Source organism: Streptomyces sp. NPDC031474 (assembly GCF_055581185.1).
Genome location: NZ_JBVIJX010000003.1, coordinates 474,182 through 487,600 on the forward strand (window position 1 = coordinate 474,182; position 13,419 = coordinate 487,600).

Consider the following 13,419-nt stretch of genomic DNA (forward strand, 5'->3'; position numbering starts at 1 on the left):
GCAGGCAGCCGCCGCTCGTTCGCCTCCCACCGACACACACCCCACACGCCCCCAGAGGACCGGATGCAGACCTTCAGACCTGCCAGACTTGTCAAGTACCTGACAGCGCTTGCCACGGTTCTCGCCACCCTGACCCCGGCACCCGCCGCGGTCGCCGCCGCCCGGGCCCCTGCCGCCTCCGAGGGCGCCGCCCAGGCCACTCCCTGGGCGGCCGACACCTGGCAGCCACCGCTGTCCACCCGCGGCCGCTACATCGTCGACGCCCAGGGCCGCCGCTTCCGCCTGAAGTCGGCCAACTGGGACGGCGCACAGGGCTCGTGGACGGGAAACGGCGATGCCGCCGATCCCGCCGACCACCACGCCGGCCAGAACTCCTACGGCATCCCCCTCGGCCTGGACCGAGCCCCGCTGCCCGCGTTGCTCGCCGACTTCCACGCCCTCGGCATCAACAGCGTGCGGCTGCCGTTCTCCAACGAGATGATCCACGCCACGGCCCCCGTGCCGGACGCCGCGGTCACGGCCAACCCGCAGCTGCGCGGCAGGACACCCCTGCAGATCTACGACGCCGTCGTGGCCGCCCTCACCCACGACGGGTTCGCGGTCGTCCTCAACAACCACACCAACACCTCCCGTTGGTGCTGCGGCGTCGACGGCAACGAACGCTGGAACAGCGGCCAGTCCACTCGGCAGTGGACCGACGACTGGGTCTTCATGGCCCGCCGCTACGCCCCCGACCCCCGGGTCGTGGCCGCGGACCTCTACAACGAAGTACGCCGTGACGTGCTGGACGACCCCAACTGGGGCCTGGGCGACGACCACGACTGGTACACCGCGGCCCAGCTCGCCGCGGACCGCATCCTCACCGAGGGCAATCCGGGCCTGCTGATCGTCGTCGAGGGCATCAACTGGACCGGTCTGCCCGTCGACGGCCTCCCGCACGACCGCCCCACCCTCACCCCCGTGCGCACGCTGTCGCACACCCTGGTGGACGCCCACAAGCTGGTCTACTCCGCCCACTTCTACGGCTACACCGGCCCCCGGCACAGCGGCGCCACCGGAATCGGCGAGACCCACGACCCCCGCTACCAGGACCTCTCCCGCGACCAGCTGTACCAAGCCCTCGCCGACCAGGCCTTCTTCGTCACCGCGGAAGGACAGCACTACACGGCGCCCGTGTGGATCAGCGAGTTCGGCGTCGGCGCCCAGGAGACGGGCACCGCCGCCCGCACCTGGTTCGGGAACATCACCGACTACTTCGCCGACCGGGACGCCGACTTCGCCTACTGGCCCCTGGTCGGCTGGGAGGGCCACGACGACTGGGCGCTGCTGCGCTACGACAGCGCGGGGCGACGGTACGGGATCCTCGACCGGGGCGACTGGCGCGGCACGGCCTGGGAACACCTGATGGCCTCCCCGACCCGCACCGGCCCCGTCGCGCCGGCGCCTGTCTGGCGCATGCTCACCACCGACCACGGCGACGCCGTGCAGTCCCTGCGGGTGCGGTCGGGCGGCGACTGGGACCCCGGAGCCGCCAAGGCCGCCTGCCCCGACGGCCTGCGGCTGACCGGCCTCAGCCATACCGGCGGGCGGGGCCTGTGCACCGACACGAGCGGCGGCGATCTGCGGGCCGCGGGCAACGCCCAGACGGTCGTCACCGACGAACGCCATGTCCCGGCGGACGGCGACTGGGCCGGCGGGTACACCAAACTCCAGTGCCCCGCCGGCCAGTTCCTCATCGGCTACAGCCGGCGCGGCGACCGGGTGTCGGCGGCGCTGTGCGTCCCGTCCCGCACCGCGCTGGGCCGCCCGGGACGGACCGTCTGGTTCGACCGGTCCGACAACCGGCCCGCCGGCGACCCCGGCGGCGAATTCGCCCAGGGCCGCTACAAGGGCCAGTGCGCCGCCGACGAGTACGCCGCCGGCATCGCCTTCACCACCCGCCTCGGCAGCACGCCGGGCCCCGCGGCCCTGCTCTGCGGCCTGCTGCGGACCTGAACACCGTGCCGTGCGCGTGCTCGTGCGTCCCGGAACCTCCGCGAAATTGTCCGTGATCCGTAACAGACGGATCCCTTCCCGCTCTTAGCCCGTCCTGACAGCTGCAGGTGGTTCCAGCGACTCGACGAGGACAGGGCAGACATGGCGCGGCATGGCGGGCGGGGATGGTACGGCCGGGTCTTCGCGGCGGCGGTCGGGGTGACGGCGGTGGCAGCCGCCACCTCGGTGTGGACGGCACAGGCCGGCCAGTCCGACGATCCGCGGGCGGCAGCAGGAGTATCGGCGCGTCCCTCCGCCGCGGGCGCCGCCGCCGGCCGGGCGCCGGCGGCGGTGGCCGTGGAGATCGCCCACGCCTCGGACGCCGGGGCCCATGGCGTCAACATCACCATCGACGACGGGCCGGACCCGGTCTGGACCCCGCAGGTCCTGAAGGTGCTGGAGGAGAACGGGGTGAAGGCGACCTTCTGCATGGTGGGCACACAAGCCCAGGCCCACCCGGACCTGGTCAAGGCGGTGGTGGCGGCCGGGCACCGGCTGTGCGACCACTCCGTGTCGCACGACACGACCATGGACACCAAGTCCGAGGCCTACCAGTCGCAGCAGATCCTGGACGCCGAGCGCATGATCACCGAAGCCTCGGGGGGCGTGCGGCCCCTGTACTACCGGGCCCCCGGCGGCGCCTTCACCCCCTACAGCCGCACCCTCGCCGCGTCCCACGGGATGCGGCCGCTGGGCTGGAACGTCGACACCAAGGACTTCGAGCATCCCGGCGCCGCCGCGATCGTCGCCACCGTCAAGAAAGAAGTCTCCAACGGCCCGACCATCCTCTTCCACGACGCCGGCGGGGACCGCGCCCAGACCGTCGCCGCCCTGCGTGAGGTCCTGCCGTGGCTGAAGCAGCAGGGGTATTCGTTCGGCTTCCCGGTCCGTTGAGGCGAGTCAATTCGGTTGTGGGCGGGGGAGGCCGTCCGTAGGGTGCGTCGGGTGACGAGCCCCGAGTCGGACAGAGCGGAGCCGCCGGTCGCCCGGCGGCGGGTCGGCTGACCGGTCGACGACCGGTCGGTGCTCGACCCTGTTTCCGGTGACCGGACGCGCGCTCCGCGTGTCTCGTCCCGTTTCTGCTCTCGCCTCGGTCGCAGGTGACGCAGGTCGATGTCGACGGATGACGCGCGGATGCTTCTGCCCACGCATTCCGACGCTGGAGTCGATCCCTTGCCTGTGTTCGTCCACATCCTCGGCCTTGCTGTTTTCGCCCAGGGAACCTCCGAGTTCATGCTCTCCGGTCTCGTACCGGGAATCGCCCGGGACCTGTCCGTGTCGGTGGGTGCCGCCGCGAGTCTGACGTCCGCGTACGCCATCGGGATGGTCGTGGGCGCACCTGTGATGGCCGCGCTCAGCGCGCGTTGGCCACGCCGTCGCGCGCTCGCCGCGTTCCTGGCCGCTTTCGTCGTCGTGCATGTCGTCGGCGCCGTCACGACGAGCTTCCCCGTGCTGTTCGGGACCCGGGTCGTCGCCGCGATCGTCAACGCCGGTTTCCTGGCGGTCGCCCTGTCCGTGGCGACCGCGCTGACCCACCCGGCGAAGCAGACCAGGGCCACCGCCGTCCTGTTGTCGGGCGTGACACTGTCGTGCGTCGTGGGCGTGCCCGCGGGCGCGCTGCTCGGTGACTGGTCCGGCTGGCGTGCCGCGTTCTGGGCGGTCGCCGCGCTGTGCCTGCCTGCGTTGACGCTGGTCTTTCGGTCCGCGCCCGTCGACGCGTCCCGTCCGCGGAAGGTGTCGATCCGGGACGAGGCGCGGGACTTGAGGTCACGGGCGGTGCGGTCGGCGCTGGTCCTCGCGGCCCTGGTCAACGGGGCGACCTTCGCGACGTACGCCTATCTCGCCGTCCTTGCCACGGAGGTCGCCCACCTCCCCGAAGGCGCCGTTGCCGGGCTGCTCGCCGGGTTCGGGGGCGGAGCCTTCATCGCAGTGACGGTCGTCGGGCGGACGGGCGACGGCCGGATGCGGCGCGGCCTGGTACGCGCCCTGTGCGCGCTGCCGGTCGGATGGGCGGCGCTGGCCGTCGCCAGTACGGACGCGGTCCTGCTGTTCGTGCTGGCGGTCGTCCAGGGCGGGCTGTCGTTCGGTGTCGGATCGGCTCTCGTGGGCCGCGTCATGCGCGTCGCGTCCCACGCGCCGTCCCTGGGCGGGGCGTTCGCCACCGTGGCGTTGAACGTCGGCGCGTTCCTGGGGCCGCTGCTGGCCGGCGCCGCGACCGGCGCCGCGGACGACTACCGAGGCGCCGCATGGGTCAGCGCCGCCCTGGCCGCGGCGGCGACGGCGATCACCGTCACCGCCGCTTCACGCGCCCGCAACCGCGCACCCGTGCGGGAGCAGACGAGGTAGACGCCGGTTCAACGCGGTGTGCCCGGGGTGCGGTCGGCGTAGTGGCGGGCCAGGGCGTGGAAGGCCTGCTTGGGTTCCCAGTGCCAGCCCGCCTCCGGGTGCCCCGGGCGTTTCTGCACGGTCTTGGTGACGGCGTAGGACGCCATGTCGATGTCGAAGCGGGGGTTGTCCGCGCGGTGCGGGGCGTCGGGGGTGACGAACTCGAAGGCCATCGCCGCGTACAGTCCCATCGACTCGAAGACCCGTAGGAGCGCGGTGACGTAGTCGGCCTGGGTGCGTTCGCTGCGGACTAGGTGGCCCTTGATCTCCTCGGGGTCCTTGTCGTAGTCGACCACGTCCCAGCCCATGCCGCCCGTCTCCGGCGCTCCCACGTAGGCGCAGGTGCCGAACTCGGTGATGGTCAGGGGCTTGCCCCAGCGCAGGAAGCGGCGCAGTTCCTTCACGTAGTCGGCGGGCCGGGGGAAGAAGGAGTAGTAGTCGATGCCTACGACGTCGAACAGCGACCAGTCGACCTGGTCGTCCTGTGCGGCGGCGTAGCTGAGCCGGCCGTCGAAGACCGAGCGGCCGGTCCTCGCCGCGCGGGCCGTGAAGGCGTCGAGCCGGCGCTGCGTCACCACGGGGTCGTAGGTGCCGTTCAGGCGGTTGCGGACCCGCTCCAGCACGGTCTCCCCGGGCAGGATGCCGGGCACGAACAGCCAGAACTCGCAGCCCACGCTGAGGTCGACGCTCGCGCCCTGCCTGCGCAGCCGCTGCGCGACGCGGCCCGTCTCCGCGAGGTGTTCGAGGATGTCCCGCTGCGGGACGTCGCCCAGGGTGGGCTGCAGCCATACGTGCAGGCCCTGCTCGGCCGCCTCGGCCGCGGTCGCCGCGAGGCGTTCCACTCCGTCGCCGGTGACGTCGACCGTGTCGGCGTGCACGTCCTGGCGGATGGCCCGGATGTCCGCCCGCATCCGCTGGGCGTTCCAGCCCGTGGCCGGACTCTCGCCCTCCCCCACGGTGTAGACGACGCCCCGGTGCCTGAGTCCGCGCCGCCGTCCCGTGGCCTGTGCCCGCCCCGCAGGGCCGAGCGCGCCCGCGGCGCCGATCGCCGCCATCCCGGCCAGGAATCCGGCCCGACCGATCCGATTCGTTTCCGCCATGCCCCTACCGTGCTGGAGCCGGACGCGAGGCGCAGTCGGCCGATGGTCTGCCTCACGGCGACGAAGGTGGGTGCAGGGGGCGGGCGTACGGTCGTTTCGGCGGCCGGGACGCATCCGAAAGACGGCGCCCGCCCCCTCCCCCCTCAGCCGATCACGGCCTGACCGTACGGCAGCAGTCGTACCGGGCCCATGAGCCCGTGGTCCTGGCGGGCGACGGCGCCGAAGACGGTCGGCTGGGCGACCCGGAGTCGATTGACGAGGGGGGTCGCCACCTCCACCTCGATGACGTTGGCGCCGCGCCGGAGGAGGGGGCCGACGTCGACGACCGGCCTGAGCCGGTCGACGGGTGGCGCGCCGATGCCGTTGACGGTGACGCGGGCGGTGTCGGAGACCTGGCCGAGGTCCAGGTGTGCGCCGTGGCACGAGGTCCAGCCGGACGGCAGGTCGATCGTCGTGCGGTAGCGGCCGATGCCCGCGGAGTCGGCGAGTTCCGGGATCCGCGACCAGGGCAGCAGCGCGTCGAGGGTCAGCGTGCGGCGGACGAGCTCGGTGCGGGCGGGGGTGGCTCCGGGGCGCCGGTCCTCGACGTCCAGCCGCCACCGGCCGGGGGTGATCGGGGCGGGCACGGACGGGACGGTCGTGGTGACCGTGCGGCCTGAGGACAGCAGTGTCGTGTACGTCCCCGCCGTGGTCGAACGTGCTGTCAGCTTCCCTCCGTCGAACAGTACTTCGGGCGCGTCCGTGGTGAGGACGTGCGGTCGGGCGCCGTTGCGGTCGGCGAAGAGTCCCGGACGTCCCAGGGCGACGATCATCACCTGCCCGGGCTGCAGGGCGACGCGCACGGTGACGTCGCCGTGTTCCTCGGTGTACCGGGCGATCCGCGTGACCTCGCCCGTCCACGGGTCCAGCAGGTACGGGACGGTCGCCGCGCCCCGCGTCCGGCGGGTGTGACGCAGCGTCACCTCGTGGTCGATCGCTGCCACGGGCGGTTTGACGGCCTCCGCGTGCTTGCCGTTGCAGAGGTAGTAGAAGTCGGCGTCGCGGGTGACTCGATGGGCGTTCAGGAGTGTGGACGCGGTGGCGTGGCGTACGTCCGGGGTGACTCCGAGGCGGGTGAGGGCGTCGCCCACGGCGGCCTTGTCGGTGATCCGGGTGACGTTGGGCAGGCTGAGCAGCCGGGCGAGGAGCTCGTGCAGCCGGTCGGTGTCGCCGTCGTCCGGGACGCCCGGGGTCAGCGGCTGGTCGAAGGCGCCGAGCAGGACGATCGGCAGCCCGTCCTCGGCCAGCCTCAGCAGGCGGTGGGCGTCGGCCAAGGCGAGGGTGGGGGTGGAGCCGTAGAAGAAGTCGCCCTCGACGAACAGGGCCTTGTAGGCGGGTCCGTTCGGGGCGAGCCGGCCGCCGGAGACGGTGGCGCTCGGCAGGTCCAGGAGCGGGCCGCTGAGGAACTGGTGGGTCCAGCCGAGCGGCACGCCGGTCGCGGTGAACCAGGAGGCTCCGATGCCGGTGGCGGCGTAGCCGGTCTGCCGGAAGACGGCCACGTCGGCGCGGGCGGTGCCGGACTGGAGCACCCCGTGCACGCGTCCGAGACAGGCGGCGATGTCCGGCAGGTGCTGCCAGGTGGGCTGCCGGGGCCCCCACGATTCGCCGTAGCCGGGGCCGCCGTTGTACGGGCTGAAGGCGGCGAAGCCGGGCCAGCTCGCGCCGGGGGCGGTGGCGTAGGAGAAGCCGTGGACGACGGTCTGGTTGACGCCCGCCGCGTAGGCGCCGCCCATGGTGCGCAGGAAACGGTCCCAGGTGGTGCTGTAGGCGGTGCCGTTGTAGGCGCCCGCCTCGCAGGACAGGACGGTGTGGCCTGCCATGTCCCGGCCGCCGGCGAGGCAGCGGAAGTCGTCGAGGTTCTTGAAGCCGAGGGACTCGCCCTCGGGGAGGTCGAGGATCGCCGCCGAGGCGATCGCGTCGGTCTGCAGGCCGTAGGGCTGGGCGCGCAGGGTCATGCCGAGGGAGTGGGCCCAGTCCCGCAGCGCGCGGACGTGATGGCGGTTGAACAGGTCCGAGAAGGTATCCCAGAAGTCGTGCCGGATCTGCCGGGTCAGCTGCGCCTCGAACGCGAACACCTGGTTGCCGCCGCTCAGGACGAGGGCGGGCAGGTACGGCAGCAGGGGCCTGCCGGTGTGCTTCTCGAAGGCGTCCGGCAGTGACGTCGTCCAGGTCAGGCCGTCCGTCTCCAGCTCCACGGAGTCCTCGAAGAAGGCGCCGCCCGCCACCTTCAGCAGGCCGCGCAGGGTGGGCGTCAGCAGGTGCCGCTCCCAGTAGTCGGTGACGGCCGCGGTGCCGGCCGGGTCGAGATGATCGACGACGTAGGCGGCCGGGGAGGAGTGCGGGCCGGACTCGGGCTGCTGACCGCAGCCACGGGTCCAGTAGGAGACCAGCACCCAGTCCCCGGTCTCGGGCGCCGTCCAGGTCAGGGCGCCGTCCGCGTCGACGGCGGAGGTGAGGTCACGGACGCTGGAGGGGTCGAGCCCGGTCTCCTTTCGGGTGGAGTTGGCCGGGTCGACACGGGCGGCCTGCACGGCGAGGAGCCGCTGCCGGGTGACGCCGGCGGCGGGGGCGTGCGTGGGCGGCGGCACCGGGCCCCGGTAGGTGGCCCCTGCGGTCAACGAGGCCCGGCCGTGCACGAGTTCCTTGGCCGCGGCCTCGTCGTCCGGGGTGACGCCGGGGACCGCGACGGGCCAGCTGGGGCCGAGGGTGAGGTCGATGGTGAGGCCGCGTCTCGCGGCGCGACGCAGGGCGGCCTCGACGCCGTCGCGCCATGGTCTGCTGCCCCATCCGTGGTGCGCGGTGTCCAGGACCGACTTGTCCTTGACACTGTGATGGACGGCGGCGATCTCCGCGCCGCCGAATCCCGCGTCCGCGATCTGGTCGACCTCGCGGGCGATCTCGTCGGCGTTCACCAGACCGTCCGGCCACCACCAGCGGAACTTGGGGCGCACCCGGCGGGCCGGGTTCGTGAACCAGTCGGCGGCCGGTCCGGGGCCTGCGGCGACGTCCGGCGCCGCCACGGCGGGTGCGCCCGCGCCCAGGGTCGCGGCGATCCCGGCCGCGATGCCCGCCGTGGCCCCGGCGGCGAGAACCGCTCGCCGTGACATGCCGTCGAGCTGCGCGACCTCCGCGACGTCCGCGACCTGATCCTGCATGAGCGCCCCCTGTGATCGTCGACGGTGTTGATCGCCGAGGGTTTTTGAATCGTTTCAATCACTCTCGACGCGGGAACGCTAAGCCCAGGCTCCGACCAGGGTCAAGATCTACGACACTTCGGAGCGGCAGACGGACCGGCAGACGGACCGACGGCCGGTGACAAACACACCACCGGACACCGCCGCAGCCTCCGGGCCGTCAACCGGCCTGTGGAGTTGGACCAGTTGGCTACGGCGGCGGCTCCGGAATCCTGCGAGTCCTGCGAGTCCTGCGACGGCGAGGGCGGCCGAGACGATCAGGTCGAGCTGTCAGATCCGGCCGCCGGTGAGCCGGGTGAGGGGGCCGTGCGGGTGGCGGGCGGCGCGACGTCCTGCGGCGTACGAGGCCGCCGTCAGGGCGGACAGGCCGGCGCCGACTCCGGCGGCGACCAGCTTGCGGTGCGCGATGACCGTCCAGGCCGTCCTGGCGGTCGCGGCGACCTGCCCCGACGTCGCGACGATCGCCTGGCGGCCCGCCTCGACCCCCCGGGCGGCTCCGTGCGCCGCGCTCTGCACGGCCCCGGTCGTCGCCTCGGCCGAGCGCTCGACCCCGTTCTTCGTGGCCGAGGCCGCGTCGTCCGCCTTCGCCGCGGCGTTCTTCGCGGTCCGGGCGGCCGGAGCGGTCGCCTTGTCCGTGGTGCGCCGCGCCTTGGACGCGGTCAGCCGCTCCGCCGCGGACTCTTCGTTCGTCTTCTTGTTCGGTTCACTCATGGACATCGCGTTGCCGCTCACTGCGACGGCAAACTCCTCCGTTGACGCTTCGTGGACACCGGACCGTCCTCGACCAGCTCCGCGATCAGCTGCCCGCCGGTCACCGTCGGGTCGTCCTTGTGGGCCTCCCACCGTCCGAACGTCTCGGCGGCGGCCTCGGCGAAGGCTGCCGGTACGTCCACTGCGCGGCAGGCCCGGGCTATCTCGCGCATCTCCGGCTCCCACCGCCAGGCCCGCGGCCCGGCGGCGGCCAACTGCTCGATCCCGGCCAGTGGGGTGCCGGGCAGCGACTGCTCCGCCAGGTCGAGCAGATCGTCCAGCACCCCGTGGCCGTCGGCCAGCGCGCAGGCGTGGGCGGCCAGGGCGTACGAGATCTTGTTGTACGCGGCGAACGCCAGCTTGAGCGCGGACGCCCGCCCGATCGGCCCCGCCAGGACGACCGGGATGAGCGCCGTTCCGTCGAACAGGGCCGCGACCCGGGCCACGGCCGTGTCGTCGCCCGAGAGGTACAGCCGGGTCGTGCCCGTTTCGCGCGGGGGCGGCCCGGTGATGCCGCCGTCCACGACCGTCACGCCGGTGCCGTCGAACACCTGGGTGATGTCGGCCATCCGCTCCGGACTCACCGCGTTGGCATCGGCGTAGACGCCGCGAAAACCGGCCGCCGCCACCTGTCCGGCGACGTCGAGCGCAGCCGCGGGCGGACACACGCTGAGGACGACCTCGCATGTCCGGGCCAGTTCCTCGATGCTGCCGGCAGGCCGCAGCCCGAACTCGGCGGCCCGCCGCCGCGTCGCCTCCGACCGGCCTTCCGCCGGCCACCAGAGCCTGGCTCCCGCCGCCACGGCCTGCGCCGCAACGCGTGCTCCCATGGTTCCGGGGTACAGAATCCCCACGTCTCGATGCCCCATGTGCGGACACTAACCCGCCGGACCGCGCAGTTGCTCACTCGTCCCCCGTCGCGTCTGCGGGATCAGACGCCGCCCGGGACCGTGCTGCCCTTGAGGCGCTCCAGGTCGGAGGGGCGGACCTGGATCACCACGACCGCGATCAGCGCGGCCAGGAGCGTGAAGATCGCCGCCATGACGAAGGCGGCCGAGACGCCGGCGGTGAGGATCTCGTGGGACCAGGGGGCGGGAAGCTGCCCGGTGTGCCGGAAGCGCAGGCGTTCGGCCGGGGTCGCCTGGGCCAGGTAGGCGGGGATCTGCCGGTCCGCCTCGTTGCGGCTGGCCGTGCCGTACATCGTGACCAGGATGGACAGGCCGAGCGAACCGCCCACCTGCTGGGTGGCGTTGAGGAGTCCGGAGGCCGCGCCGGTCTCCTGCGGGGGCACGTTGGACAGCGCCATCAGGGTCAGGGAGACGAACTCCATGCCCATGCCGAGGCTGAAGACGAGGATCGGGCCGAGCACACTGCCCGCGTAGGTGGAGTGGATGTCGGTCAGGGTCAGCCAGGACAGGCCGGCCGCCGCGAGGATCGCGCCCACCACCATGAAGGGCTTGGGGCCGAACCGGGGCAGGAACCGCGAGGCCAGCCCGGCGCCGACCGCGATGACCGCGCTGACCGGCAGAAAGGCGAAGCCGGTCGCCAGCGGGCTGAAGCCGAGCACGTTCTGCACGAAGAGCGTGAGGAAGAAGAACATGCCGAAGATCGCGGCGGCGAGGCACAGCATGATCCCGTACGTGCCCGCCCGGTTGCGGTCGGCGAACATGTGCAGCGGCGTGATCGGCTGCCTGGACCGCCGTTCGACCAGGACGAACAGTGCGAGGACGACGACGGCCGCGCCGAACGAGGCCAGTGTGACGACGTCCCGCCACCCTTCCTGCGCGGCCCGAATGAACCCGTACACCAGAAGGACCATGCCCACGGTGGAGGTCAGCGCGCCGGTGAGGTCGAAGTGCCCGGGGTGGCGTTCGGATTCCCTGATCCAGTGGGGTGTGGCGAGGGCGATGAGCAGTCCGATGGGGACGTTGACGAAGAGCACCCACCGCCAGTTCAGCCACTCGACGAGCACGCCACCGGCGAGCAGGCCGATCGCGCCGCCGCCCGCCGAGACCGCGGCGAAGACCCCGAAGGCCCGGTTGCGCTCGGGACCTTCGCGGAACGTCGTGCTGACCAGGGAGAGCGCGGTCGGGGAGGCGACGGCGCCGCCCATGCCCTGCAGGGCGCGTGCGGCGAGGAGTTGGGCCTCGTTCTGGGCGAGGCCGCCGAGCAGGGAGGCGAGCACGAACAGCAGCACTCCGAAGACGAACATGCGCCGTCTGCCGAGGATGTCGCCGGTCCGGCCGCCGAGCAGCAGCAGGCCGCCGAAGGTGAGGGTGTAGGCGTTGACCACCCACGCCAGGCTCGTGGTGGAGAAGTCCAGGGAGCGCTGGATGTCCGGCAGTGCGATGTTCACGATGGTGATGTCCAGGACCACCATGAGCTGGCACGACGCGATGACCAGCAGCGCCATCGCGTTACCGCCGCCGTCCTGCCGGACGGTGGCCTCGGGTGCCGAGGTCGGTTGCGGAACGCTGCTCATGACATGTCGCCCGCTCGGACGCGGGCCCTGGGGAGAGGTCAGTGAACGGGCGCGTCCACTGTCGGGTCCACCGTTCGACGGTACGCCCGGGGCCGGGCCGTCACCACTCGATCACCCGTGGACGGCGTGCGTCGTCGGACGTGTACGGCGTGCGTCGTCGGGGGCCCGTGCCGTGCCAGGACTCCCCTGTTGTCCTGGCACGGCCTCGGCTGTCGCGGGTGTCGGCGTTCACCGCGGATCACCAGGATGCGGGAGAGGCGCCCGGGGTGTCGTTGGCCGACCGTCCACACCTGCTTGGCGGAGCGTCCACCCCTGTCTCCACCCCTGTCTCCACCTCTGCATCCACCGCCGCACCCTGCGCCGCGTCCACCGCCGATGCCGCGGGCGGCAGGGCTGAGCGTGCCGGGGGCTGCGCCCCGTTCAGCGCCTGTTCGCGCAGTTCGCTGGGCGGGAGGCCGTAGGCGGTGCGGAACGCCCGGGTGAACTCGGCGGCGCGGGGGAAGCCCCAGCGGGCGGCGACGGCGTGGATGGGCAGCGCGCGCCGCCGCGGGTCGGTGAGCTCGCGTCGGGCGTTTTCCAGTCGCTGGTCCCGGATGTAGGAGGCGACGGTGAGGCCTTCGGCCTGGAACAGGCGGTAGAGGTAGCTGCGGGAGATGTGGTGTGCGGCGGCGACCATGGCGGGGGTCAGGCCCGGGTCGCCGAGGTGTCGGCGGATGAACGTCTTGGCCTGGAGGGTGAGGGTGCGGCCGTGGGTCTCCGGCGGGAGCGGGAGGTCGGCGTCCGCGGCGTGCGCGAAGAGGGCCGTGACCAGGTCCGAGACGACCGTGCCCAACCGGGGTGCGTCCGAGGGCTGGTAGGGCGAGGTGTCCGCGACGAGTTGGAGGAGGAACTGCGAGAGCAGCGCGCCGATCCCTTCCCGGCCCGACAGGAGAGTCCCCAGCATCCGGTCGGCTCGGTGCCCGGGCACGGCCACCAGGGCGCGCGGGACCTCAAGGCCGACGATGGTGACGGAATCGGCGCCGGTGAAGACCTCCCACGACCGGGAGGAGGAGTTGATGTGGAAGTCGTTCATCCGGTAGGCGGCCTGTTGTCTGCCCCAGTCGGCGGCTCCCTCGCCCTTCAGCAGCAGGGAGAGGTGGTAGGTCTCGGGATCGGACTGGCGGACGAGCTTCGGCGTACGGCGGAAGACCAGGTGGTCGAAGGTGGCCGGCCACACCGTCACATCGCCCAGCCCGATCACGCGTTGGTGGCCGTGGTAGTCCGCGGTGCGGTCGCTGGTGAGGTGCATGGGCGCGTGGGTGTTGCCCATGCGCTCCGCCCACGCCTCGAACCGATCGTCCACCGGCAGGTCCGTGGTGCGGAACACCGACTCATGCAACACGGAGCAAGTCAACCACACCGCGCGAGCGGGCCTGATCGCCGATGCGCAGGCTTC

Annotated in this window: 8 protein-coding genes and 1 pseudogene; 3 read left to right on the forward strand and 6 right to left on the reverse strand. The window is 72.5% G+C overall.

All coding sequences use genetic code 11. The features are described 5' to 3' along the window. The first annotated feature begins 63 nt into the window (after positions 1-63). From ACZ5SK_RS07745 to ACZ5SK_RS07755, 3 genes are all read left to right on the forward strand, one after another. Positions 64-1,995: a glycoside hydrolase family 5 protein gene (locus tag ACZ5SK_RS07745; protein ID WP_334582192.1), complete on the forward strand. Its 1,932-nt coding sequence runs from the start codon at positions 64-66 to the stop codon at positions 1,993-1,995. A gap of 141 nt (positions 1,996-2,136) precedes the next feature. Further along, on the forward strand, positions 2,137-2,928 hold the full coding sequence (locus tag ACZ5SK_RS07750; protein ID WP_334582193.1) for a polysaccharide deacetylase family protein: 792 nt from the start codon (positions 2,137-2,139) through the stop codon (positions 2,926-2,928). Positions 2,929-3,213: 285 nt separating this feature from the next. Further along, complete coding sequence (locus ACZ5SK_RS07755; protein ID WP_334583768.1) at positions 3,214-4,380, forward strand: Cmx/CmrA family chloramphenicol efflux MFS transporter; 1,167 nt, start codon at positions 3,214-3,216, stop codon at positions 4,378-4,380. Between the two features lie 8 nt (positions 4,381-4,388). Here the strand turns inward: ACZ5SK_RS07755 and ACZ5SK_RS07760 are convergent, their stop codons facing one another. The 6 genes and pseudogenes from ACZ5SK_RS07760 to ACZ5SK_RS07785 all read right to left on the reverse strand — a co-directional run. Beyond that, positions 4,389-5,519, reverse strand: a complete 1,131-nt coding sequence (locus tag ACZ5SK_RS07760; protein ID WP_468575536.1) for an abortive phage infection protein — start codon at positions 5,517-5,519, stop codon at positions 4,389-4,391. A 143-nt stretch (positions 5,520-5,662) separates the two neighbouring features. Then, entirely contained in the window at positions 5,663-8,713 is a 3,051-nt protein-coding gene (locus tag ACZ5SK_RS07765; RefSeq protein WP_468575538.1) for a glycosyl hydrolase, read from the reverse strand. Positions 8,714-9,022: 309 nt separating this feature from the next. Continuing rightward, positions 9,023-9,463 carry a hypothetical protein gene (locus ACZ5SK_RS07770; protein ID WP_468575539.1) on the reverse strand — a complete coding sequence of 147 codons (441 nt, stop codon included), beginning with the start codon at positions 9,461-9,463 and terminating at the stop codon, positions 9,023-9,025. Between the two features lie 17 nt (positions 9,464-9,480). Beyond that, entirely contained in the window at positions 9,481-10,332 is an 852-nt protein-coding gene (locus tag ACZ5SK_RS07775; protein WP_468575541.1) for a DUF1932 domain-containing protein, read from the reverse strand. Positions 10,333-10,433: 101 nt separating this feature from the next. After that, positions 10,434-11,915 carry an MFS transporter gene (locus ACZ5SK_RS07780; RefSeq protein WP_468575578.1) on the reverse strand — a complete coding sequence of 494 codons (1,482 nt, stop codon included), beginning with the start codon at positions 11,913-11,915 and terminating at the stop codon, positions 10,434-10,436. 481 nt (positions 11,916-12,396) lie between these two features. Next, a pseudogene (locus ACZ5SK_RS07785) lies at positions 12,397-13,365 on the reverse strand (helix-turn-helix domain-containing protein); the annotation flags it as partial. Positions 13,366-13,419 lie beyond the last annotated feature (54 nt).

Coding starts and splice junctions, on each gene's coding strand:
- ACZ5SK_RS07745 (WP_334582192.1), top strand. CDS start 64: ATGCAGACCTTCAGACCTGCCAGACTTGTCAAGTACCTGACAGCGCTT.
- ACZ5SK_RS07750 (WP_334582193.1), top strand. CDS start 2,137: ATGGCGCGGCATGGCGGGCGGGGATGGTACGGCCGGGTCTTCGCGGCG.
- ACZ5SK_RS07760 (WP_468575536.1), bottom strand. CDS start 5,519: ATGGCGGAAACGAATCGGATCGGTCGGGCCGGATTCCTGGCCGGGATG.
- ACZ5SK_RS07765 (WP_468575538.1), bottom strand. CDS start 8,713: ATGCAGGATCAGGTCGCGGACGTCGCGGAGGTCGCGCAGCTCGACGGC.
- ACZ5SK_RS07770 (WP_468575539.1), bottom strand. CDS start 9,463: ATGAGTGAACCGAACAAGAAGACGAACGAAGAGTCCGCGGCGGAGCGG.
- ACZ5SK_RS07775 (WP_468575541.1), bottom strand. CDS start 10,332: ATGGGAGCACGCGTTGCGGCGCAGGCCGTGGCGGCGGGAGCCAGGCTC.
- ACZ5SK_RS07780 (WP_468575578.1), bottom strand. CDS start 11,915: ATGGCGCTGCTGGTCATCGCGTCGTGCCAGCTCATGGTGGTCCTGGAC.